This window comes from Pseudomonas sp. GV085 (genome assembly GCF_003050925.1).
Taxonomy (GTDB): domain Bacteria; phylum Pseudomonadota; class Gammaproteobacteria; order Pseudomonadales; family Pseudomonadaceae; genus Aquipseudomonas.
The window spans coordinates 17,754-42,703 of record NZ_QAOV01000019.1; the positions used below are offsets into that span (position 1 = coordinate 17,754).

Here is a 24,950-nt window from a genome sequence, read left to right on the forward strand (position 1 = left end):
GTGCACAGCCGTTATGTAGAAGGAACGGTCCGCAGGGCGGAAAATTTAAAGAGTGGTGGCGGCGGCGGTCAGGGCCCGGCCGAAAATCTCGGCCACACGATCGATTTCGGCTGCGGTAATCACCAGTGGCGGCAGGAAACGCACCACCGCGCCATGGCGACCACCGAGTTCCAGGATCAAGCCACGCTTGAGGCATTCGCGCTGAACCAGCGGTGCCAGGCGGGCGAAAGCCGGCGGATGACCTTGGGCATCCAGCACGCCCGTCGGGTCAACCAACTCGACACCGAGCATCAAGCCACGACCACGAATGTCGCCCAGTTGCGGGAAGTCTCGCTGCAGGATGCGCAGGTGTTCGGCCAGCCGATCGCCCATGGTGGCGGCATGTTCGCAGACCTTGTGTTCGACCAGATAACGCATCACCGCGGAACCGGCGGCCATGGCCATCTGGTTGCCACGGAACGTCCCCGCATGGGCACCCGGCAGCCAGGTGTCGAGCCAGTCACGGTAGACCACCACCGCCAGCGGCAGGCTGCCGCCGATGGCTTTGGACATCACCACCACATCGGGGATGATCCCGGCGTGTTCGAAGGCAAACATCTTGCCGGTGCGGGCGAAGCCACTCTGGATTTCATCGACGATCAGCGCAACACCCGCCTGCTCAGTGATCCGCCGCACACCGCGCAACCAGTCCAGATCCGCCGGGATCACCCCGCCCTCGCCCTGCACCGCTTCCACGATCACCGCCGCCGGCAATTGCACGCCGGCCTCGGGATCGTTGAGCAGGTTTTCCAGGTAACTCAGGTTGGCCTTGACCCCTTGCGCGCCGCCGAGCCCGAACGGGCAGCGGTAATCGTATGGGTACGGCATGAACTGCACGCCGCTGCCGAGCAAGGCGCCCAAGGGCTTTTTCGGCCCGAGGCTGCCCATCAGGCTCAACGCGCCCTGACTCATGCCGTGATAACCGCCCTGGAACGAGATCACGGTGCTTCGGCCGGTGGCGGTGCGCACCAGTTTCAGTGCAGCTTCCACGGCGTCGGTGCCAGTGGGGCCACAGAACTGGATCTTCGCTTCGCCAGCCAGCGCTGGCGGCAACAGGCCGAACAGGTCCTGAACGAACTGGTCTTTGACCGGCGTGGTCAGGTCCAGGGTATGCAGCGGCAGTTCATCGGCCAGCACTTGTTGAATGGCTTCGATCACCACCGGGTGGTTATGCCCCAGGGCCAGGGTCCCGGCACCGGCCAGGCAGTCGATGAACGTGCGGCCTTCGACATCCTCGACGTAAATGCCCTTGGCGCGCTTGAGCGCCAGGGGAATGCGTCGCGGATAGCTGCGGGCGTTGGATTCCTGCCGGCTCTGACGCGCGAGCAATGGCGATTCGTTGAATTGATAAAGCGTCTCGGCGGGCGTCACCGGCTGCTCTTCGATAAGGCTGGTAGCGACTGACATCTCTCGACCCCTCAATAAGGTTTTCCTGTTCTGGAAACGCATCAGCGCTTGAGGGATTTAGGCGGTAACACGGATACCTTGTAGGAGCGAGCTCTGCTCGCGATGGACTCAAGAACACCGCGTGCATTCAGAAAGCACGCGTTATCGTTATCGACCATCGTCGGAACGCCGCCCGGAGCAAGCTCGCTCCTACAGGGGGGTGGTGTTTTTCAGACGGGTTGCAGCGGCATCGTCAGCTCGACCCGCAAGCCGTCTGGCCGGCTATCGAATTGCAACGTACAACCGCAACGCTGAACGATGGCCTGGACAATCGCCAGCCCCAGACCACAACCGGTGCTCTGGCCGTTGCGCCAGAAACGCTGGGTCAGGTGTTGCAGATCTTCTTCGGCAATCCCCGGCCCATGGTCGCGCACCACGAACTGCACACGATTGCCGGTGGTTTCCAGGCTCAACTCCACCGCTTTGTCGGCGGGTGTATGGCGCAGTGCGTTGTCGAGCAAGTTGCGCAGCGCGGCAATCGACAGCACGGCGGGCATTTGTACCGGCGCGGCGGAAACCTTGCCCGGGGCCTGAAACCTGATGCGTTGGCGATCGCCGCTTGCCGCGTCCTGGATCGCCAATTTCGCCACTTGCTCGGCGTTGCATTGCACACCGTCGTCAAATGACAGACTGCCCTCGACGCGCGCCAGCAACAGCAATTGTTCGAGGGTCCGGTGCATGCGGTCGGCGCCCTCTTCGGCCCGGGCCAGGGACTGGTCCCGGGCGCTGCCGTCAGTCATGCGCGCCACTTGCAGGTGGGTCTTGATCGCGGTCAGCGGGCTGCGCAGTTCGTGGGCCGCGTCCCCGGTCAGGCGACGTTCGCGCTCGATGGTCTTGCCGATGCGCTGGAGCAACTGGTTCTGGGTTTCCAGAAGGGGTTGCAACTCGCTGGGCAACGGCTGGATCTGCAAGGGTTCGAGGGAGTCGGCGCTGCGGCGCATCAAGGCGTCGCGCATGCGGTTGAGCGGCGCCAGTCCCTGGCCGATGCCCAGCCAGAGCAAACACAGGCAACCGAGCAGCGCCACGCCCACCGGCACCGAAGCGGCCAGCAGGATCGACATGTTCAACGCCTCACGCTCGATCTGCCGGTCGGCGGTGGTGATGCGCAGATCGCCCCGGGCCAATGTGAAGCTGCGCCATGGCGCGCCGTCGATCATCTGATCGTGAAAACCGAGTTTCTCGGCCTCCAGGGCCTGCTGCGGTTCGGTGTGACTGCGGGCAAGGATTTCACCGCGCAACGAGCTGACCTGGCACGCCATGCCACCTGGAATGTTCAACTGTTCGGCACTGAAGTGGGTGCCCTCGCCCTTGCTCGGCACGGGCGGCAGTTGCTCCATCAGGCCGGCGACCATGCGTGCCGACGCCACCAGGCGCTGGTCGAGGGAAAACATCATTTGATTGCGCAGATCACTGAGCATCCAGGCCGCGGCCAAGGCCCAGATCAAGGCAAATGCGGCGCCGAGCGTCAGGCTCAGGCGCAAACGCAGACTCATCACTTCGGTTCTTCTCCGCCATCAGCCGGCCCCAGGCGATAACCCAGGCCGCGCACGGTCTCGACAATGCCATTGCCGAGTTTACGCCGCAGGTGATGGATATGGACGTTGAGGGCGTTGCTTTCCAGTTCGTCGTTGAAGCCATAGACGCTGTCCTTGAGTTGCTCGGTGGACAGCACCCGCCCACGGTTGTGCAACAAGGCTTGCAGCAGCGATTGTTCGCGGCGCGACAGGTCCACCGGCTGTCCTGCGAGCGTGGTTTCGCGGCTGCTCGGGTCGTAGGTCAGGGCACCGTGTTCGATCAGGTTGACGCTGCGCCCCGCCACCCGTCGCAACAGCGTGTGCAGGCGTGCAGCGAGTTCACGCAAGTCGAACGGCTTGAGCAGATAATCGTCCGCGCCGGCTTGCAGGCCATCGACGCGGTCGGTGACCGAGTCCCGGGCGGTGAGGATCAAAACCGGCAACTCCAGGCCTTGATGGCGCAACTGTTGCAGCAGTTTGAGGCCATCTTCGTCCGGCAACCCGAGATCGAGCACCATGACATCGAATTCCGCCACCTTGAGCATCGCCCGGGCGGCGGACGCCGTGGCGACGTGCTCCACGGTCAGACCCTGGGCGGTCAGGCCAGCGACAATGCCGCTGGCGATCAGCTCATCGTCTTCGCAAACCAGTACGTGCATGGGGAGCCTCGTAGAAATAAAGCCTATTAAGCCGTTGACCGATTAAGTCGACATTATGCCGCAAGCGCCACCGCCACAAGGCCGGGGCGGTTAATCATCGGTTAATCGCCACCCGCCACTGTGCACCTCATTAGCACAGGGCAAAGGCTTATTCATGCATCGTCTGTTTTTACTTTTTACCCTCTTGATCGCGGGCCTGGCCCAGGCGGGAACCAATCCGTTCGACACCAAACCTGAATTTCTCCCGGTTGATAAAGCATTCACGTTTACCTCCGAACGTCTGGAATCCGGTGAAACCCAGCTCTATTGGCAGATCTCCGACGGCTATTACCTGTACCAGAAACGCTTGAAGTACGACGGGTTGCCTGTCGGGCAGCATCCCGCGTTGCCGGAAGGTGAAGCTCACAGCGACGAGTTTTTCGGTGAACAGCAAGTCTACCGTCAGGGTCTGGAACTGAAGATTCCGGCGGGTGCCAGCGGCACGGTCAAGGTCAGTTACCAGGGTTGTGCCGATGCCGGTTTGTGTTATCCGCCGCAAACCAGAGTCGTGGACCTGGGCAATGCCAATGCGTTGAATACGGCCACTGAAGCACCGGACCAGGCGCTGGCCAGCAGCCTGCAACAACGGGCGCTGGGCTGGAGCCTTTTGCTGTTCTTCGGCCTGGGCCTGCTGCTGGCCTTCACGCCATGTTCGTTGCCGATGCTGCCGATTCTGGCCGGGTTGATCGTCGGCAGCGGCGCCACGCCCAAACGCGGTTTCGCCCTGGCCAGCAGTTACGTGGTCAGCATGGCGCTGGTGTATGCGGCGATGGGTGTGCTGGCCGCCTCCCTCGGGGCCAATCTGCAAGCCTGGCTGCAGAACCCTTGGTTGCTGGGCAGTTTCGCGGCGGTTTTCGTGGTGCTGGCGCTACCGATGTTCGGCTTCTTCGAATTGCAACTGCCGGTGGCCGTACGCGATCGCCTGGAAAACGTTTCGCGCAATCAACGTGGCGGCAATCTGATCGGCGCCGGGGTGCTGGGGGCGCTGTCCGGCCTGCTGGTCGGCCCATGCATGACCGCACCGCTGGCCGGTGCCCTGCTCTACATCGCGCAAAGCGGTAACGCGTTGCATGGCGGATTGATTCTGTTCGCCATGGGCATCGGTATCGGCGTGCCGCTGCTGTTGCTGGTGACCGTCGGCAATCGCTTCATGCCCAAACCCGGCGCCTGGATGAACCTGGTCAAAGGCATTTTTGGCTTTCTGTTCCTCGCCACCGCGTTGCTGATGCTGCGTCCGGTGCTGGACGAATCCCTGTGGGTCGGATTGTGCGGGGCGCTGCTGTTGATCACGGCCTACAGCGCCTGGAAACAGTCGGAAGATTTCGGCCGTATCGCGCACCTGTTTGGCGCCAGCTCGTTGCTGCTCGGTTTATGGGGTGGCCTGTTGGTGATCGGTGCGGCCGGAGGCAGTGACGATCCGCTCAATCCGTTGCAGGTCTACCGCGCCTCGAACCAGGCGGTGGCCGCCGTGCCGGTTGGCCACGATGCCTTCACCACCATCAAGGATCCGCAGGCACTGCAACGGGAACTCGACGCCGCGCAGGCTCAGGGCCAATGGGTGCTGCTGGACTACTACGCCGACTGGTGCGTGTCGTGCAAGGTCATGGAAAAACAGGTATTCGGCAAAGCCAATGTCATGGAAGCCCTGAGCGACGTGCGCTTGCTCCGACTGGACGTCACCGCCGACAATGCCGCCAGCCGCGAACTGCTCGGCCGTTACAAAGTGCCAGGGCCACCCAGCCTGTTGTGGATCGGTGCTGACGGTGAAGAGCGTCGCAGCCAGCGCATCACCGGCGAGGTCGATGCCGATACTTTCCTGCAACGCTGGACCAACACCCGAGACGCCCGTTAATGCTGACCTTCACCCTCGGCACCTTTGCCATTGCGCTTAATCACCTGCTGCTGATCAGTGCGCTGGCGCTGGCCACGTTTGTCGGCTGGCGGGTGGCCAAACGTGGCGGTGACAACCCCGAGTCGGTACTGTTCAGCCTGTTTCTACTGGGCATGCTGGCGGCCCGAATCGGTTTCGTGGTGGCCTATTGGGCCCACTATCGCAACGATCCGTGGCAGGTCATCGACCTGCGCGATGGCGGTTTCCTCGCCTGGCCGGGGGTGATTGTGGTTTTGCTTGCCACGCTGTATCGCGGCTGGCGTCGCCCGGGTTTGCGCCGTCCATTGGGCATTGGCGTGGCCAGTGGCCTGGCGTTCTGGTTGTTGGCGACGTTCTCCCTGTCGATTTATGAACAAGGCACACGCCTGCCGGAAATCGCCCTGCGCAACGCCGCCGGCGAAACCGTGCAACTGACCGACTACAAGGGCGGCCCGTTGGTGATCAATCTCTGGGCCACCTGGTGCCCGCCGTGCCGCCGGGAAATGCCGGTACTGGAAAACGCCCAGCAACACCGGCCAGACCTGACCTTCCTGTTCGTCAATCAGGCGGAAAGCATGCAAAGCGTCGCGACCTTTCTGGAAACCCAAGGCCTGAGCCTGTCCAACGTGCTGTTCGACGGCGGCGGGCGTCTGAGCCAGGCCGTCGGCTCCATGGCGTTGCCGACTACGCTGTTCTACAGTCCCGAAGGTCGCCTGCTGGGCAGCCATTTGGGCGAGTTGTCGGACGCCAGCCTGGCCCGCGCACTGGAAAACTTCGATACCGTACCTGCCACCTCCTCAAGGAAATTGCCATGTCCCGCCTCCGCCACCTGCTGACCCTGAGCCTCGGTGCGGCCCTGATTCACCTGCCAACGGTGCAGGCCGAAGAGTTGCCCGATGCCATCAAGAAAATCGAGGCCAAGGGCGCGAAAATCGTCGGCCAGTTCGACGCCCCCGACGGCTTGCGCGGTTATGCCGCGCAATACCAGAGCCGCGGCATGGCGCTGTACCTGACCCCTGATGGCAAACACGTGTTGCTGGGCAATCTGTATGACGCCGAGGGCAATGACCTGAGCAGCGCACCGTTGCAGAAACTGGTGTATGCCCCGATGGCCAAGGAAGTCTGGGCCAAGTTCGAAACCAGCAACTGGATCGGCGACGGCAAGAAGGATGCGCCGCGCGTGGTGTACCTGTTCAGTGACCCGAACTGCCCGTACTGCAACATGTTCTGGGAACAGGCCCGGCCGTGGGTCAAGGCCGGCAAGGTGCAGTTGCGCCACATCATGGTGGGCATCATCCGCGAGGATAGCCCGGGGAAATCCGCTGCACTGCTCGCCGCCAAAGACCCGGAAAAAGCCCTGCAGGATCACGAAGCCGCTGGCAAGGGCAGCTCGCTCACGGCCTTGAAGGAAGTGCCGCCGGTGATTCAGGCAAAGCTCACGGCCAACATGCAATTGATGGAAGATCTGGAGTTGCAGGCGACACCGGCGATTTTCTACATGGACGACAAGGGTAATCTGCAACAGCAGCAAGGTGCGCCGTCGCCGGACAAACTGGCGAAGATCCTGGGGCCGAAGTGACTTCAGCGCCCCCATCGCGAGCAGGCTCGCTCCCACAGGGAAAGGTGATTACCTGTGGGAGCGGGCCTGCTTGCGATGGCGTCGGTAGATTCAACTAAGCTCTGTCGGCCAAAAACGCCAGCAAGCTTTCGGTCACAAACCCGGGGTTCTCCAGATTGGAAATATGCCCCGCCTTCGGCACCAGCACACACGGGCAGCCAATCAATTCAGCCATTTCACGGGCTTCACCCGGTGGTCGGGGCTTGTCCTGATCTCCGCACATCACCAGCGTGGTCGCTGCGTCCAGTTCGCCCAGTCGTGGCAATAGATCATCCCTCCCAAATGTAATCCGCCCCATCGGCACGATGCTTTCACGCAGGCGATCCGAGGGTAGAGCCGCCAGGGAAGCACGAAAATCCCGGTAGAGCGCCGACTGCGGATCAATGCCCGGCCGGAAGAAAATCGGCACCACGATATCCAGCAGCGCTGGAGTGATGACACCCGCCTCTTCGATCTGCTTCAACAGTGAAAAATAATACTGGCGAGTCGGCTCCGGTTCGGCGCCGACGTAGGTGTCCATCAGCACCAGCCCATTGACCCGCTGCGCAGCCGATAAGGCCAGGCGCGCGCCCCACATGCCTCCGACCGACAGGCCGACCAGCGTAACCCGGTCGATGTCCAGATGGTCGAGCAAGACCAATGCCTGACGCGCCACGTCATCCAGCGATGCAGTACCGACAGGCAACGTCCCGGATTCACCGTGCCCCCACAGGTCCAGGGCTATCACTCGATACTGTTGCGACAGCGCGGCAATCTGCGGCGCCCACATGGCCTGGTCCCACAGGTAACTACCGGCCAGCAGTACAGCCGGGCCGGTACCTCGATCGATGTAGTGAAGGGCTTGTCCGTCTATCGTTACGAAGGGCATCGACTGTCTGCGCAAATAAAAATGGAACCGGAAGACTGAGCGGCAGACAGTCCCTCGTCAATTGCTGGAGTGTGTGCGTTTGTGCCACCGCCTTCGCGGGCAAGCCGCTGGTGATTACACCCCCTCCAGCTCCGCCATCAGGTCATTCAAGCGATCCACCTTCTCCTCGGTGATCTCGCTCACCGCCAACCCCTCGATGTACCCGGCCAATTCTTCCACCGTGCTGCACTCGAACATCGCCCGCAACGGCACATCCCGTTGCAGGGTCTTCTGCACCCGCGAGGCGATTTGCGTGGCCAGCAGCGAATGCCCGCCCAATTCGAAGAAGTTGTCGCGAACGCCCACTTGCTCGACCTTCAACACCTCGGCCCAAATATCGGCCAGGGTCTGCTCAAGTTCATTGCGCGGCGCCTGATGGTCCTGGCTTTGCAACTGGCCGATTTCCAGTGCCGGCAGCGCCTTGCGATCCAGCTTGCCATTGGCATTGAGCGGCAGCTTGTCCAGCCACAGCCAGTGCAAAGGCACCATGTACTCCGGCAGTTCGGTGCGCAGGCGTTGCTTGATGCGCTCCAGGCGTTCGGTGGAATTGAGCGCTGAATCGACCGCCACCAGATAGCCAACCAGATGCTTGCCGTTCGCCCCGTCCTGTACACCCACTGCAGCATCGCGGACTTGCGCTTGTTCATGCAGGCGAGCCTCGATTTCACCCAGTTCGATGCGGTAACCACGGATCTTCACCTGATGGTCGACCCGGCCGACGTATTCCAGCACGCCGTCACTGCGACGGCGGGCCAGGTCGCCGGTGCGATACAGGCGCTCACCCGGTGTGCCGAACGGGTTCGGCACAAACACCAGGGCGGTGCGCAGCGGATCGCTGACATAGCCGCGGCCGACCCCGGTCCCCGCCACGCACAATTCACCCACCGCACCCAGCGGCACCAGTTCCAGCACTGCGTCGAGCAGGTACAAACGATTGTTGTCGGTCGGCGTGCCGATCGGCAGGTAGCTGCCGCGAGTCGAAGCCATATCGACGCGGAAGAACGCCACGTCATCCGAGCACTCCGCCGGACCGTAGGCATTCACCAACCCGATCTGCGGATAGCGCAACAGCCATTGATGCGCCAGTTCCGGTGGCATCGCCTCGCCGGTCGGCAGCATCCAGCGCAGGCCGTCGAGGCTCATGCGCTCCTGGGCGAGCATGCCCTGGATCAGCGACGGCACGCTTTCCAGCACGGTAATGCCCTGGCTCTGCACATGGGCCAGCAAACCCTGGGGATCGTGGGCGATGGTGTTCGGCACGATGTCCACCTGTGCGCCGAACAACGGCGCGGCGAGGAACTGCCAGACCGAAATATCGAAGCTTTGCGACGCGGTCTGGGCGATCACGTCGGCGTCGCTCAGGTTCAGGTACGGCACCTTGCTCAACTGGTTGTTCAGCATGCCGCGCTGTTCGACCATCACGCCTTTGGGCAAACCGGTGGAACCGGAGGTGTAGATCACGTAGGCGAGGTTGTCCGGGCCGCTGTAGACGCCAGGATTGTCCGCCGACAGCGCAAGGGCCTGGACTTCCTCCCAGACCAGCAGCCGTGGCCGACTGGCGCAGGCGAACTCGTCGAGCAAGGCCTGCGCCTGCTCTCGGCACGCTTGCGTGCACACCAGCAATGGCGTGCGGCTCAGATCGATGATCCGGCTCAACCGCTGACCCGGCAAACCCGGGTCCAGCGGCAGGTAACCCGCTCCCGCCTTGAAGCTGCCAATGATCATGCCCAGTAATTCGAGGCTGCGCTCGGTCAGCAAGGCTACCGGTTGATCGCGCCCGACACCGGCGGCGATCAACGCATGACCGAGACGGTTACTGCACTGGTTCAGCTCCAGATAACTGTACTGCCGGTCCAGACAGCTGACGGCAACCCGCTGCGGGTGCCGGGCGACTTGGGCTTCAAACAATGCAACGTAGCTCTGCTCCAGCGGGTAATCCTGTTCGCTCTGGTTGCAGCCATGGATGAGAAAATCCTGCTCCTCGGCCCCCAGCAACGGCAGGTCGGCCATGTCGCCATGGAACCCGTTCACCAGCGTCAGCAGCAAACGCTTGAACTCGCCGAGCATGCGCTCGACCGTGGCCTCATCGAAGTAGCGCTGGTCGTAGGACAGGTGCAAGCCCAGGTCATCCCCCGGATAGCACACCGCCGTGAGCGGGAAGTTGGTATGGGTCCGGCCCGAATCCGAGGTCGCATTGAGGCTCTGCGCACGGTCCAGCACCGAGACTTCCACCGGGGCGTTTTCGAACACGAACAGGCTGTCGAACAGCGGCTGGCCCTTGGGCAGTTCGCTTTGCTCCTGGATGTTCACCAGCGGCAGGTATTCGTACTCACGCAGTTGCATGTTGCTGTCGAGCAGACCGGTGAGCCACTGGCGCACGCTGCAACGCTGACCGTCCTCGGGCATTTTCACCCGTAGCGCGATGCTGTTGATGAACAGGCCGACGGTGCGCTGCATCTGCGGCATGTCCACCGGACGCCCGGCCACGGTGACGCCGAACAGCACGTCGCGATCACCGCTCAAGCGTCGCAGCACCAGTGCCCATGCCGCCTGGGCGAAAGTATTGATGGTCAGCTGATGGGCCTGGGCCAGTTCGCGCAATTGCCCACCGTCACGGGCGTCGAGCCTGGTATAGCGGTCGCCGACGATCATGCCGCCGCTGTCGCCGGCATGTTCGCGCAGCAATGGCCGGTCGCTCGGGATCGGCGTGGTCCGTTCGAAACCCTGCAGGTTGGCTTTCCACCATTGCCGCGCTTCGGCCAGGCTCTGGCGTTGCAGCCAGCCGATGTAGTCGCGATAACGTGGCGGCACCGCCAGCTGCGCTTCCCGGCCTTCGCCGAGGGCGCTGTAGATCTCGAAGAAATCATTCATCAGCAGCGAACGGCACCAGGCATCGATGAGGATGTGATGGTTGCTCATCATGAACCAGTAGCGTGCCGCGCCCACACGGATCAAACGCAAGTGGAAGGGTGCCTGATTGAGCAGATCGAACCCCGCCTCGCGCTCGGTCTTGAGCAAGGTTTGCAACTTCGGCTCTTGCTCGGCTTCGGCGATGTCGCTCCAGTCGAGATACTCGATCGGCGTGCAGCCCGGTTTGTGGATCACTTGCAGCATCTCTTGGCCGACGTTCCAGCAGAACGACGCGCGCAACGCTTCGTGGCGGGCGATCACCGCTTGCCAGGCCTGGGCGAAACGCTGCGGGTCGAGTTCGCTGTTGATGCGGTAGCGGTCCTGCATGTAGTACAGGCCGGTGCCCGGCTCCAGCAAGGTGTGCAGCAGCATGCCTTCCTGCATCGGGGTCAACGGGTAGACGTCTTCAATGACGGCGGCCGGGACCGGCAGCGCATCCAGTTGCGCCTGGCTGAGATTCGCCAGCGGGAAGTCCGACGGCGTCAGGCCACCCGCGTCGTCGCGCAGGCAATGCTCGATCAGGCTGCTCAACTCACCGAGGTAGGCATCGGCCAACTCGTCGATGGTTTGCGAATCGAAGCGTTCGGCGCTGAAGGTCCAGCGCAGCACCAGTTCACCGCCATACACCTGACTGTCGACGCTCAGCTCGTTGGGTAGCGGAGCATTGGCATCGTGGGCCGCGCCGATGCCTTCATCCAGGGGATGGAACAGCGCGTGCGCCCCGAAACTCTGGTCGAACTGGCCGAGGTAGTTGAAGGTGATCGGCGCCACCGGCAACGGCGCCATGCCGTGGCGAATCTGATCATCGGCGAGATAGCGCAGCACGCCATAGCCCAGGCCTTTGTGCGGCACGGCACGTAGTTGCTCCTTGATTGCCTTGATCGACGCGCCCTGCCCGGCGGCTTCTTCGATGTTCGACGGGGTCAGGCGCAGCGGGTAGGCGCTGGTGAACCAGCCGACAGTGCGGGTCAGGTCGATGTCGTCGAACAGCGCTTCGCGACCGTGGCCTTCCAGTTGAATCAGCGTCGATGCGTGCCCGCTCCAGCGGCACAACACGCGGGCCAATGCGGTCAGCAGCAAGTCGTTGACCTGGGTGCGATAGGCACTCGGCGCCTGTTGCAGCAATTGCCGGGTGCGCTCGCTGTCGAGGCGCACGCTGACTGCTTGCGCATGCCGTTTCTGCCGGCCGCCGTCGGGGTGATCGCAGGGCAAGTCGGCAGCGGGCCCGGCCAGTTGCGTCTGCCACCAGCCCAGCTCTTCGCGCAGGGATTCGCTGCCGGCGTAGGCCCGCAAACGTGCGGCCCAGTCCTTGAAGGCGCCGGTTTTCGCTGGCAGCTTCACCGACTGCTGCGCGTCCAGTTGGCGATACACGGTTTGCAGGTCATCCAGCAGCACCCGCCACGACACGCCGTCCACCACCAAGTGGTGAATGGCGATGAACAAGCGCTGCTGACCTTCAGGACCATCGACCAGCAACACCCGCAGCAACGGCCCTGCTTCAAGGTCGAGACTGCGCTGGGCATCGGCGAACAAGGCCGCGCATTTGTCCATGGACGAAACATGCACCTGCCACAGCACCGGTGCATCGGAAATCGGCTGGTGCAAGGCCTGCCACTGGCCGGCAACGCGGCTGAAACGCAGGCGCAAGGCGTCGTGCTGTTCGATCACTGCCAGCAGCGCTTGCTCCAGACGATGAGGCTCCAGGGTGACAGTCGGTTGCAGCAACAACGCCTGGTTCCAGTGCTGGCGTTGCGGGATGTCAGTATCGAAGAACCAGTGCTGGATCGGCGTCAGTCGCGACTGGCCCATGATCAGGCCTTGTTCGGCGCTGACCTGCTCGCTGCGGGTGGCCACGGCGGCGAGGGTCTGCACGGTCTGGTGCTGGAACAGATCGCGAGGGCTGAAGTGAATGCCCTGCTGCCGCGCCCGGCTGACCACCTGGATCGACAGGATCGAGTCACCGCCCAACTCGAAGAAGTTGTCGTTGAGGCCGACCTGTCCGACGTTCAGCACTTCGCACCAGATCTGCGCCAGCGTGACTTCGAGTTCGTTGCCCGGCGCTACGTAATGTTGGCGATTCAACTCCGGGTCCGGCGCCGGCAGTGCACGGCGGTCAAGCTTGCCGTTGGCGGTCAGCGGCATGCTGGTCAGCAGAATCAGGTGCGTAGGCACCATGTAATCCGGCAATTGCGATTTCAAGTGTGCCTTGAGGGCTAGGCGCAATGTGGCGTGATGCACTTCGTCCTGTTCGGCGACGTCAGTGGCGAGGTAACCCACCAGTTGCTTGCCACTCGGCGCATCGACGGCCAGCACCACCGCTTCACGAATCGACTCGTGCTCCAGCAAACGGGTTTCGATCTCGCCCAATTCGATGCGGAAACCGCGAATCTTCACCTGATGATCGATCCGCCCGAGGTACTCCACCAGGCCGTCGGCGCGCTGGCGCACCAGGTCGCCGGTGCGGTAGATACGCCCGCCGCTGGCGACAAACGGGTCGGCCACGAAGCGTTCCGCGGTCATGCCCGGATGCTGGTGATAACCCTGGGCCAGGCCCGCACCACCGACGTACAACTCGCCCGTCGCGCCTGGCGGCACCAACGCCAGATTGGCGTCGAGAATATAGGCGACGCGAGCGCCGATCACGCTGCCGATCGGCACGCTGCCGGCGCCCTCTTCCAGCACTTCAGGTGCAAGGCTGGCCAGCGGCATGACCACGGTTTCGGTCGGGCCATAGGCGTTGAAGAACAGGCTCGGCTGGAACGCTGCACGAATACGCGCCAGGTGTTCCCCCGTCAGCGCTTCGCCGCCGGTGATGATCATGCGCACCGACAGGGTTTCCTTTTGCGTTGCCAGCCATTGCGCCAATTGACTGCCGTAGCTCGGTGTGAAACCGAGGACGTTGATGTGATGACGACGGATCAGCCCGCAGATTTCTTCCGCGTCCCACTGCCCTTGAGCTCGCAGCACTACTTGCGCACCGCTGAGCAATGGCACCAGCAAACGCTCGGTCGCGGCGTCGAAGTTGATCGAATAGAAGTGCAGCTCACAGTCGTCGGCGCGCATGCCGAAGCGCTCGATGACCGCGCGGCAGTGCATGGCGATTTCGCCGTGGGACACCACCACGCCTTTCGGTTTGCCGGTCGAGCCCGAGGTGTAGATCAGGTAAGCCTGATGCTGCGGCAGGCTGATCGATGGCAGCTCGGTGGCCGGGTAGCTGGCCAGCGCAGCGGCGTCTTCTTCAAGGCACCAGCGGCCGACGATCGCCGGCAACTCGCCCAAAGTCTTGAACATCGCCGCATCACTGAGCAGCAAACCGATGCCGCTGTCTTCGATCATGTAATGCAAGCGATCCAGCGGGTACTCCGGATCCAGTGGCACATAGGCGCCGCCGGCCTTGAGGATCGCCAGCAGGCCGACGACCATCTCCAGCGAGCGCTCCAGTGCCAGGCCCACGCGTACCTGCGGACCGACACCGCGTTCACGCAGCATCCACGCGAGGCGGTTGGCGCGGCTGTCGAGTTCGGCGTAGCTCAAAGTCTGCCCGGCGAAGGTCAGGGCCGGAGCGTCCTGGCGCATCAAGGCTTGCTCGGCGAACAGCTGATGAATGCACTGATCCAGCCGATGTTCGCCCGGCTCGACACCAAGGCTGTCGAGCAGATGTTGCTGTTCGCCACACGCCAGCAACGGCAGCTCGCTCAAGCGCTGCTGCGGATCGGCAATCAGCGCCTCCAGCAGGTTGCGCCAATGCCCGGCCATGCGCGCGATGCGCGGCTCGTCGAACAGATCGGTGCTGTAGGTCAGGCAGCAACCCAGGCGATGGTCGAGGTCGGTGACTTCCAGGTTGAGGTCGAACTTGGTCGCGCGGGCATCGTTGGCCAGGTACTCGACCGTCATGCCGGCCAGGCTGCGGCTTTGCTGGAACTCCCAGCGCTGCACGTTGCACATCACCTGGAACAACGGGTTGTAGGCCGCGCTGCGCGGCGGTTGCAAGGCTTCCACCAGATGATCGAACGGCAGGTCCTGATGGGACTGGCCTTCGATCACCGTGTGCCGCACCTGTTCGAACAACTCGCCCACGGACATCTGCCCGTCGAGCTGGCAACGCAGCACCTGGGTGTTGAGGAACGCGCCGATCAGCCCTTCGCTTTCCGGACGAATGCGGTTGGCCACCGGCGCGCCGATGCGCAGATCGGCCTGCCCGCTGTAGCGGTACAGCAGCGTAGCCAGGGCGGCGACCATGGTCATGAACAGGGTCAGGCCGTGTTGCGCATTGAAGGCGCGGACCCGTGCCGCGAGCTCATCGCTCAGGTCAAAGCGATACAACTCACCCTGATGGCTTTGCACCGGCGGGCGCGGCCGGTCGGCCGGCAACTCCAGCAGCGGGTGTTCGCGGCCCAGTTGCGTGGTCCAGTAATCGAGCTGGCGCTGACGCTCGCCGGACTCCAGCCACTGACGCTGCCACACGCTGTAATCCAGGTACTGCACCGGCAATGGCGCGAGCGGCGATTCACGGTCATCGACAAACGCTTCGTACAGTGCGCTGAGTTCCCGGGCAAAGATGTCCATCGCCCAGCCTTCGGTGACGATGTGGTGCAAGGTCAGCACCAGGTAGTGTTCCTGCTCGGCGGTCTTGACCAGGCATGCGCGCAGCAGCGGTCCGGTTTCCAGATCGAATGGCTTGTGCGCTTCGTCGTCGGCCAGTTGCCGGACCTGCCGCTCGCGGCCTTCGGCATCCTGCGCGGTGAAATCCTTCCACGCCATGCGCACACAGGTTTGCGTGTGCACCTGCTGGCGGGCGACGCCGTCGATGCTCGGGAACGTGGTGCGCAGGGTTTCGTGACGCAGGATCAGGGCTTGCAGCGCGGCCTCGAAACGCGCCACGTCGAGCACGCCGCGCAGCCGCGCCATGCCGCCGACATTGTAGGCCGGGCTGTCGGGCTCCATCTGCCAGAGGAACCACATGCGCTGCTGGGAATACGACAGTGGCACCGCCTGCCCGCGGTCGACTTTTTCAATCGGCGGCTGCTCGTTGGTACTGCCGCTGGCCTGGATCAGGCGAACCTGCTCGGCAAATGCACCGAGCTCGCTGTGTTCGAACAGCGTCCGCAGCGGCAACTCGACGTCGCAGGCCTGGCGGGTGCGGGAGATGATTTGCGTGGCCAGCAGCGAGTGGCCGCCGAGGGCAAAAAAATCATCGCGCAGGCCGATTTGCGCCAGGCCCAGCACTTCGCGCCAGATACCGGCGATGTGTCGTTCCAGTTCAGTCACCGGTTCGACGTGTTCGCGAACCTGCCATTGCGGCTCCGGCAAGGCGCGGCGGTCGAGTTTGCCGCTCGGGCCGAGGGGCATCGCGTCCAGGCGCATCAGTTGCACGGGGACCATGTATTCCGGCAGTTCGGCGGCCAGTGCGCTTTTCAGGCGTGCTGTTTGATCGGCTTCGTCCCCGGCATTGCCCGCCGTGGTGTAGTAGCCGATCAACTGTGCGCCGGCCACGGTTTCGCGCACCAGCACCACGGCTTGTGCAACGCCCTCCCGGGCCAGCAGACGCGCTTCGATTTCCTGCAGCTCGACCCGGAACCCGCGCAACTTGACCTGCTGATCGAGGCGACCGAGGTATTCGATCACCCCGTCCGCTGTCCAGCGCGCCCGGTCACCGCTGCGGTACAGGCGCGTGCCTGGCTCACCCAGCGGATCGACCACGAATCGTTCGGCGGTCAACGCCGGACGACCGAGGTAACCACGGGCCAGGCCAATACCGCTGATACACAGCTCACCCGACACACCGGCCGGAACCGGATTGAGATCGCTGTCGAGCACGCGGCAGATCACATTGCCTAGCGGCCGGCCAATCGGTGAGCGTTCGCCGTCGGCGCTGGAGCAATGCCAGTGGGTGACGTTGATCGCGGTTTCGGTCGGGCCGTAGCGGTTGTGCAGTTGCACCGCCGGTAGTTGCGCCAGCACGCGGTTGCGCAGTTCGGCGGGCAAGGCTTCGCCCCCGGAGAACACCCGACGCAGACTGGTGCATTCAGCGCTGAGCGGTTCGTCGATGAACAACGAAAGCAACGGCGGCACGAAGTGCAACGTGGTCACGCCATACGCTTGCACAAGCTGCGCGATGCGATGCGGATCGCGGTGTTCGCCGGGACCGGCGATCAACAGGCGTGCGCCAGTGATCAGCGGCCAGAAGCACTCCCACACCGACACGTCGAAACTGATCGGCGCCTTTTGCATCAGCACGTCGGTTTCGTTCAGTTGATAGGTTTGCTGCATCCACTGCAGGCGCTCGGCCAGCGCCGCGTGGGTGTTGCCGACACCTTTGGGCTGGCCGGTGGAACCGGAGGTGTAAATCACATACGCGAGGTTGTCACCGTGCAGCTGCAGCCCCGGCGCATGGCTCGGCCAGCTCTCCAGGTGCAAGGCATCCATGGCGATGACGCTGACGCCGTCGCTGGCCGGCAAACGATCGAGCAGTTCAGTCTGGCTCAGCAGCAGTTCAACGCCGCTGTCGCTGAGCATGTAGGCCAAGCGGTCAGCCGGGTAATCCGGGTCCAGCGGTACATAGGCACCACCGGCCTTGATGATCGCCAGCAGGCCGATCAGCAGTTGCGGCGAACGCTCGCAGGCGATCGCCACGCAGACGTCCGGACCGACGCCTTTGTCGCGCAGGTAATGGGCCAGGCGGTTGGACTGAGCGTGCAGTCCGGCGAAGTCGAGGCTGCCGCCGTCCCACAGCAACGCGGTGCGTTCCGGGGTCAGGCGTGCCTGTTCGTTGAGCTGTTCCGGCAGCCATTGTTGTGCTGGAGCGCACGGGGCAACACTCCAGTCTTTTTGCTGATCGTGCTCGTTGACGGTGAGCAGTTGCAGGTCGCCGATGGCTTGTTGCGCACGCTCGCAGACTTCACTCAAGAGGTTGGTGAAGTGCTCGGCCAGACGCTCGATGGTCGCGGCGTCGAACAGCTCGCTGGCATAGTCGAAGGACAGCGTCAGACGACCGTTTCGGTCTTCTTCGCTGTGCAGTTGCAGGTCGAACTTGGCTTCGCGACTGTGCCACGGCAGCTCTTCGGCGAGCAGGCCCGGCAGACGTTTGAGCGCACTCAGGTCACGTTGCTGATGGTTGAACATGACCTGGAACAGGCCCTGTTTGCGGGCCTGGGGGAAGGCTTCGAGCAGTTGTTCGAACGGCAGGTCCTGATTCGCTTGCGCGCCGAGTGCAGCCTGGCGGGTCTGGGCCAGCAGTTCGACAAATGGCAGGCGCGAATCGACTTCAGCGCGCAGCACTTGGGTGTTGATGAAGAAACCGATCAGGCCCTGGGTTTCCAGGCGCGGACGGTTTGCGTTGGGCACGCCGATGCGGATGTCGCGTTGGCCGCTGTAGCGGTGCAGCAGGCTCTGGAGTGCCGAGAGCAACAACATGAACGGTGTCGATTCGTGGGCCTGCGCAGTGTTGCGAATCCTATCGCTGAGGCTGACGTCCAGGCGCACAGTGTGTCGTGCGGCGCTGTGAACTTGCTGGACGGAACGTGGATGATCGGTGGCCAATTCCAGCGTCGGATGTTCTTCACCCAACTGTGCTTTCCAGTAAGCCAGCTGACGCTCGCCCTCACCTTGCGCCAGCCATTGGCGCTGCCAACTGCCGTAGTCGGCATATTGGGTCGACAGCGGCGCGAGATTGGCCGTCGCGCCTTGCGATGCAGCGGCGTACAGGCGCGAGAACTCGTCGATCAGCACATTCAGCGACCAGCCGTCCGCAATGATGTGGTGCAGGGTCACCAACAGTTGATGGTCTTCGTCATCGAGGCGTACGAGCGTCACCCACAGCAACGGGCCTTTTTCCAGATTGAACTGAGTGTGGGCTTCGTCTTCGCGGATCTGCTGCGCGCGGGCTTCTCGCTCGGCAGCCGGCAGGTCGCTGATGTCGATCATTTGCAAATTGAACTCAGCGGCCGGATCGACCTGTTGCAACGCCACGCCGTCACGTTCGAAGAATCGCGTACGCAGGGATTCATGGCGCTCGATCAACTGCTGAAAACTGATGCGCAACGCCTCTTCATCCAGCTCGCCGCGCAGACGCAAGCCACCGGGAATGTTGTAGGCGCTGCTGTGCGGGTCGAGCTGCCAGGTGATCCACAGACGGTTTTGTGCCAGGGATTGCGGCATCGGTTGCTGGCGCGACAGCGCCGTGATCGCGCCCTGGGCCAGGCCACCGTCCTGTTGCTGGCGAGCCACGACATCGGCGAATGCGCCGAGGGTCGGGGCTTCGAACAGCAGGCGCAGGCTCAATTCCAGACCCAACTCTTCCCGCAGGCGCGCCACTACCTGCGTCGCCGCGATGGAGTTACCGCCGAGCAGGAAGAAATGATCGTCGGCACCGACGTGTGCGACCTGCAACTGCTCACACCAGATTCGGCCGATCAGGCTTTGCAGCTCAGAGCCCGACTCGATCCGGCCTGCACTTTCAGTGGCGGCCGACGGGAACACCGCGTAGCTGTCGAGACTGCCGTCCGCCAGGCGATTGCGACACGCCGAGCGTTGTAATTTACCGCTGGACGTCTTGGGCAGCGCGCCCGGATTGAGCAGCAGCACCACGCTCGGTGCCTCCTGATAAACCTCGGCGACGGCCTGGCGAATGGCTTTGATCAAGGACTCCGGTGGCAGGATTTTCTGCACGCTGCGGCTGATTTCGGCGGCGATGCCGATGCCTTCCTGACCCTCGACCGTGACGGCGAAAGCGGCGACGCGGCCCTTGCGCACCACTTCCACTTCACGTTCGACGGTCTGTTCGATGTCCTGCGGGTACAGGTTGTGCCCGCGCACGATCAGCATGTCCTTCAGGCGCCCGGTGATGAACAGCTCGCCGTTGCGCAGGAAGCCCAGGTCCCCGGTGCGCAGCCAGGTCTGCCCGGCGTGCCGGACGAAGGTCCTGGCGGACGCCTCTGCATTGCACCAGTAGCCGAGGGCAATGCTCGGCCCGCTGGCCCAGACTTCACCGACGACATTGTCGGCCTGCTCGGTGAGCGAGACCGGGTCGACGATCAGCACGGCGTGATCCGGTTGGCTGATACCACAGCTCATGATCGGGCTGCCCTCGCCCGCTTCGACGCGGTTCTGCGCCAGGGCCTGATCGTTTACCCGCAGGTTGCCGATGCCTTGGCCGCGGGTTGTGCCGGCCACGAATAGCGTGGCTTCGGCCAGACCGTAGGAGGCCATGAAACTGTCCGAAGTGAAGCCGCAGGTCGCGAACTTCCCGGCGAAGCGTTCCAGGGTATCGAGGCGAATCGGTTCGGAACCGGAATACGCCACGCGCCAGCCACTCAGGTCGAGCCGTTCCAGGGCTGACTCGCTGACCCGCTCGCTGCACAAGCGATAGGCAAAATCCGGCCCGCCGCTGATGGTGCCACCGTATTCGCTGATCGCTTCCAGCCAGCGCAACGGCCGGCCGAGGAAGTATGAAGGTGACATCAACACGCAAGGCACGCCGCTGAAAATCGGCTGTAGCAGACCGCCGATCAGGCCCATGTCGTGGTACAGCGGCAGCCAGCTGACGATGACGTCGTCGGGGTTCAGGTCAATACCGAAACCGTGGCGAATCAGCAATTCGTTGGCCACCAGATTGCCGTGGCTGATTTGCACGCCTTTGGGCAGCGCGGTAGAGCCGGAGGTGTATTGCAGGAAGGCGATGTGATCGTTCTGCAAATCCGCCGCGACCCAGCGCTCGGCCAGTGCACTGTCGAGGGTATCGACACACAGCATCGGCGGCGCCCCTTCGATTTGTTGCAACGCATCGCGCAGCCCGGCGCTGGTCAGCAGCAAGCGCGGCTGGGCATCGCTGATGATCGACAACAGGCGTTCCTGGTGATGACGGCGTGTCGACTCCGGCGGGTAGGCCGGCACCGCGATCACGCCCGCGTACAGGCAACCGAAGAATGCCGCGACGTAATCAGGGCCACTGGGGAACAGCAATACGGCGCGGTCGCCGAAATCCGCTTGAGCCTGCAACGCGCCGGCAATCGTCCGCGCCCGTTGATCCAGCTCGCGATAACTGAGCACTACAGCCTGATCCGGGGTCTCGGCGAGAAAACGCAGGGCCACCCGATCCGGCGTCAGGGCCGCGCGGCGCTGAAGGGCCTGGACCATTGTGCTGGGGAGTTCGAACGCGTCGGTCATGAGGTTTCCTGCCTGATGTCGGCTGTAGGAGCGAGCTTGCTCGCGATGGGCTCACCAGCGCCGCGTTTATCCGATGACAATGCGTCATCGTTAACGTCCATCGCGAGCGAGCTCGCTCCTACAGGGTTATGAGAATTGCGCTGTTCCATTCACCAATGAGAACGGATGACGTCTTGAAATAATTAGGCGTCGACAGGAAGACAAGGCGCACTGAAGTGAGTCAGCGTGTCGCCGTTCTCACTCTGCACCGCTGCGGCGAATTAGTTATTTTTCTCATTTGACAATAATTATCATTAAGCCTAATTTGTCGCTCGATCTGTAGGACGGTTCCCCCGGTTTATCCACCGTCCCACTAACCTTTTGGCAGCAGGGTGATTTCCATGATGGAACCAGTATCCACAAGCAGGTGCGATACACCGCTACTTCAGGCATTCGTCGACAATCGATTGATTCTGGTGAAGATCGCAGCCCGAATTACCGGTTGCCGCTCACGTGCCGAAGATGTTGTGCAGGACGCATTCTTCCGGTTGCAATCGGCCCCACCCATCACCAGTTCGATCAAGGCTCAGTTGAGCTACCTGTTCCAGATCGTGCGCAACCTGGCGATCGACCACTACCGCAAGCAGGCGCTGGAACAGAAGTATTCCGGCCCTGAGGAGGAAGGGCTGAATGTGGTGATCCAGGGTGCGTCACCGGAAACTTCGCACATCAATTTCTCGACACTCGAGCACATTGCCGATGCGTTGACCGAGCTGCCGAGCCGCACCCGCTACGCCTTCGAGATGTATCGCCTGCATGGCGTACCGCAAAAAGACATCGCCAAGGAGCTCGGCGTCTCGCCGACCCTGGTGAACTTCATGATCCGGGATGCGCTGGTGCACTGCCGCAAGGTGTCGGGCAACCGGGGCGATAGGGCTGCTCGCCAATAAGATCCGATATTTCAGCGCCCCCATCGCGAGCAGGCTCGCTCCCACATTTCCCCTGTGTTCGCAGGACCCTGTGGGAGCGAGCCTGCTCGCGAAGGCTGACTCAAGACCACAACGAATCTTGAATCTGAAGCCTCAGGTCAGTGTGCACCGATCAAAAAACCGCTCCCGCCCCAACACCATCAACGCCGCGCGCTTGTGCGGGAAGTCGAACTCTTTCTCGCAGTGAAAGCGCTGCGCCTGCATGTATCCGATCATCTTCGCGTTATCGGCACGCGGCTCGGCCACCACGCGCTGCGTTCGCGGATCATCGAGAAACAGGTAATGCACCAGCGCCGATAACCAGCTCGCCACCTTGTGCGGACCGCGGTGGTTTTCTTCGCCCACCAGCATGTGGATGCCACGGTCGTAATCACTGGTCTCGTAGAACGGTGCGATGCGATCTTCCCTGGCCCAGTAGGCTTCGAAGTAGGCGAACGGCTGATCGTCGAAACACCCGATCAACGTCAGGGTGTGCGGGTCGGCTTCGAGTTTGCTCAGGTATTGGCGATGCTGTTGGAGACTGCCCTCCTCCTGCCAGGAACTCGCGACCCGCGGGTTGTTTTGCCAGCGGTTGAAGCGTGCCAGGTCTTGCTCGATTTCCACGGTACGCAGGGAAACCCAGGTGCCCAGTCGTGCATCGAAGCGTCGATACACTTCACCACCAGGTTTGACCGGCCGCCGTGGATGACGCTTGCCGTCGGTCATGAGCATTTGCTGCGGGTAACTGCCGGTCAATGAATGCCCCAGCCACGGCTGCGGCAACTGCCAGAACAAAGTGCGCTCGCAGAGATACTCGCCGCTGACGTGAGTCGCAATCAGCAGGCCGCTGAACAAGGCTTCGGTTGGCACGTCTTGCAGTTGCCAGACCAGGTGCTGACAGTCGGGGTCGCGAGCGAACAGCCAGTAACAGGCCGCCCACAATGCCTGCCCTTCAGGGCGACTGAAACGCTCCTCCAGTTGCACGTGCAACTCTGGGCCACGAGTCAGCCGCAGGGCGGGCAGCGGTTGCCCTTCCAGGCTCAGGCTCAGGCGGCAATCGGTTTCATCAGCGGCAAGACGACTGCCTGTCGGCAGATACAAGGCAGGCAGGTCATTCAGATTGGACATGGGTCGGGCTCACGATAGTCGTCGACAGTTCAACGAAGTGACGTGAGCCGTGGCAGGAAATTTAGCAAAAGACCGTCAATTGGCGAGTTGTGGCGCCGGTTTGTTGTGCGGGATCGGCACCAACGCAATCTTGTACGGATCGAAAATCTTCAGCATCTGGCCGTTGTCCCGCAAGCCTTGCAACAACTTGCCGAAGGCCTCACCAGTGATGGGCGCGGTCGGACGGAGAATGGCGTAGTGATGATAAATCTGGTCAACGCGCTGGGACACCAGCAACTCGTCAGCGACTTTTTTATTGCGTAACAAGTAGTCGAACAGATAAGAGCGCGTGACCAGGGCAATGTCGGCCCGGTCGCGTAACACCATCAGCAGATTGCTGTCGTGGGAATAGGTCAGCGTGGCGTTGTAGTTTTTCGCGAGGTACTGGGGGTCGGCATTGAAATTGGCGAATTCGTAGTGATAGCCACTGAACAACGCCAGACGCTTGCCGCTCAGGTCAGCAAAATAGCTTTGCTGTCGATCGGGCAGGCGTTGCGCGACAAAAATCTCGGCGTCTTCGAGCCCCATGTCGACGGCAGTATGGGGAATGTCTTCCCACCCCCAGGCCGGATTTTCGAAGATGGCCATGTCGACCCGACCCTGTTTGAAGTCACCGAAGCGCCGGGCAATGGACGTGGGCACCAGGGCAAACTGGTAGTCAGTTTGCGACGCATTCAGAGCCTCGACCAGTTGCGGCAGCAACCCGGTATCGGCCCCGGATTCCGGGCGCACGGTATAGGGCGGAAAGTGCGCGGCACCAATGCGCACCAGCTGCGCAGCCTGGGACGGCATCACCGTTGACGCTGCAAGCATCGCCAGCAAAAGCTGCGAGGCTGTCCGAATTGGCGAATCCATCAAAACAACCCCACTCCCCAATAAAACGACATCAATGCATTCAAGCTAGGCGGTTTTGTCCAGTTAGCCAGTTTAATGCTGGCCAATACAACTTTATTGCCGGTCTTCCAGCACCAGAATCAACGCTTCATCCGCCAACTGATCGAGGCTCATGTTGCCGTCGGCGCGAAACCAGGTGGTGGTCCAGGACAATGCGCCGGTCAGGAACCGCCGAGTGATGAACACATCGCCGCGGATAAACCCGGCGGTCTTGGCTTCGCCCAGTACTTGCAGCCAGATGTCTTCGTAGATATCGCGCAGCGCCAGGACTTTGGCCTGGCCCTCTTCGGACAGCGAGCGCCATTCGTAGACCAGCACGGCCATGGCCTCGCCGCTACCGCCCATGATCGACTGCAATTCACAGCGGATCAGCGCCAGCACCCGCTCGCGCACATTGCCGGCCTCGGCGACGGCCGCACGCATCAACGCGGTGTTGTAGCGTATGGTTTCCTCCATCACGGCGCGCAGGATTTCGTCCTTGCTTTTGAAGTGGTGGAAAATGCTCCCGGACTGAATACCCACGGCGCCGGCCAGATCGCGCACGGTCGTGCGTTCATAGCCTTTATTGCGGAACAGATGGGCCGCGACTTGCAGCAGCTTGCCACGGGCGCTGTCCGGGTCGGTCAATTGGCCGTCGTCCACCAATTCACGCATGACCCTCAGGGCTTTTTGCTCGTCCACCCGTTATCTCCTACAGTCGATCTATCAATAACGCCGATCCCCCGAAAACACCGGAGTTGCGCGGGCAATTTAAGCTCATGGATGCAACCAAGCAA

At 62.5% G+C, this 24,950-nt stretch carries 12 protein-coding genes; 4 read left to right on the forward strand and 8 right to left on the reverse strand.

From position 1 onward, the window contains the following. Positions 1-45 precede the first annotated feature (45 nt). The 3 genes from C8K63_RS27665 to C8K63_RS27675 form a co-directional block, all read right to left on the reverse strand. Positions 46-1,446, reverse strand: coding sequence for an aspartate aminotransferase family protein (locus tag C8K63_RS27665; RefSeq protein WP_108219586.1), 1,401 nt, complete (start codon positions 1,444-1,446; stop codon positions 46-48). Positions 1,447-1,655: 209 nt separating this feature from the next. Beyond that, a complete protein-coding gene (locus tag C8K63_RS27670; RefSeq protein WP_108219587.1) occupies positions 1,656-2,981 on the reverse strand; it encodes an ATP-binding protein in 1,326 nt (441 codons plus the stop codon). Beyond that, complete coding sequence (locus C8K63_RS27675) at positions 2,978-3,658, reverse strand: response regulator (protein ID WP_108219588.1); 681 nt, start codon at positions 3,656-3,658, stop codon at positions 2,978-2,980. Before C8K63_RS27675 ends, C8K63_RS27670 begins: the two co-directional genes overlap by 4 nt. Positions 3,659-3,812: 154 nt before the next feature. Here C8K63_RS27675 and dsbD point away from each other — a divergent pair, with 154 nt between their 5' ends. The 3 genes from dsbD to dsbG are packed head-to-tail and all read left to right on the forward strand — an operon-like array spanning position 3,813 to position 7,146. Further along, the gene (gene dsbD / locus C8K63_RS27680) at positions 3,813-5,549 is read left to right on the forward strand and encodes a protein-disulfide reductase DsbD (protein ID WP_108219589.1); all 1,737 of its coding nucleotides are present in this window, start codon (positions 3,813-3,815) and stop codon (positions 5,547-5,549) included. Continuing rightward, the gene (locus C8K63_RS27685; protein WP_108219590.1) at positions 5,549-6,403 is read left to right on the forward strand and encodes a TlpA disulfide reductase family protein; all 855 of its coding nucleotides are present in this window, start codon (positions 5,549-5,551) and stop codon (positions 6,401-6,403) included. Before dsbD ends, C8K63_RS27685 begins: the two co-directional genes overlap by 1 nt. Continuing rightward, entirely contained in the window at positions 6,379-7,146 is a 768-nt protein-coding gene (gene dsbG / locus C8K63_RS27690; RefSeq protein WP_108219591.1) for a thiol:disulfide interchange protein DsbG, read from the forward strand. Before C8K63_RS27685 ends, dsbG begins: the two co-directional genes overlap by 25 nt. Positions 7,147-7,240: 94 nt before the next feature. Here dsbG and C8K63_RS27695 read toward each other — a convergent pair whose 3' ends face one another. Next, a complete protein-coding gene (locus tag C8K63_RS27695; RefSeq protein ID WP_108219592.1) occupies positions 7,241-8,053 on the reverse strand; it encodes an alpha/beta fold hydrolase in 813 nt (270 codons plus the stop codon). 114 nt (positions 8,054-8,167) lie between these two features. Further along, entirely contained in the window at positions 8,168-21,166 is a 12,999-nt protein-coding gene (locus tag C8K63_RS27700) for a non-ribosomal peptide synthetase (protein ID WP_108219593.1), read from the reverse strand. A gap of 380 nt (positions 21,167-21,546) precedes the next feature. Between C8K63_RS27700 and C8K63_RS27705 the strand changes: the two genes are divergently transcribed. Next, positions 21,547-22,095, forward strand: a complete 549-nt coding sequence (locus C8K63_RS27705; protein ID WP_108219594.1) for an RNA polymerase factor sigma-70 — start codon at positions 21,547-21,549, stop codon at positions 22,093-22,095. A 132-nt stretch (positions 22,096-22,227) separates the two neighbouring features. Here the strand turns inward: C8K63_RS27705 and C8K63_RS27710 are convergent, their stop codons facing one another. The 3 genes from C8K63_RS27710 to C8K63_RS27720 form a co-directional block, all read right to left on the reverse strand. Continuing rightward, positions 22,228-23,241 (reverse strand): GNAT family N-acetyltransferase, encoded by a 1,014-nt coding sequence (locus C8K63_RS27710; protein ID WP_108219595.1) that lies wholly within the window; start codon positions 23,239-23,241, stop codon positions 22,228-22,230. A 75-nt stretch (positions 23,242-23,316) separates the two neighbouring features. After that, positions 23,317-24,135, reverse strand: coding sequence for an ABC transporter substrate-binding protein (locus C8K63_RS27715; RefSeq protein WP_108219596.1), 819 nt, complete (start codon positions 24,133-24,135; stop codon positions 23,317-23,319). A 93-nt stretch (positions 24,136-24,228) separates the two neighbouring features. Further along, positions 24,229-24,855, reverse strand: a complete 627-nt coding sequence (locus C8K63_RS27720; RefSeq protein WP_108219597.1) for a TetR/AcrR family transcriptional regulator — start codon at positions 24,853-24,855, stop codon at positions 24,229-24,231. Positions 24,856-24,950: the final 95 nt, after the last annotated feature.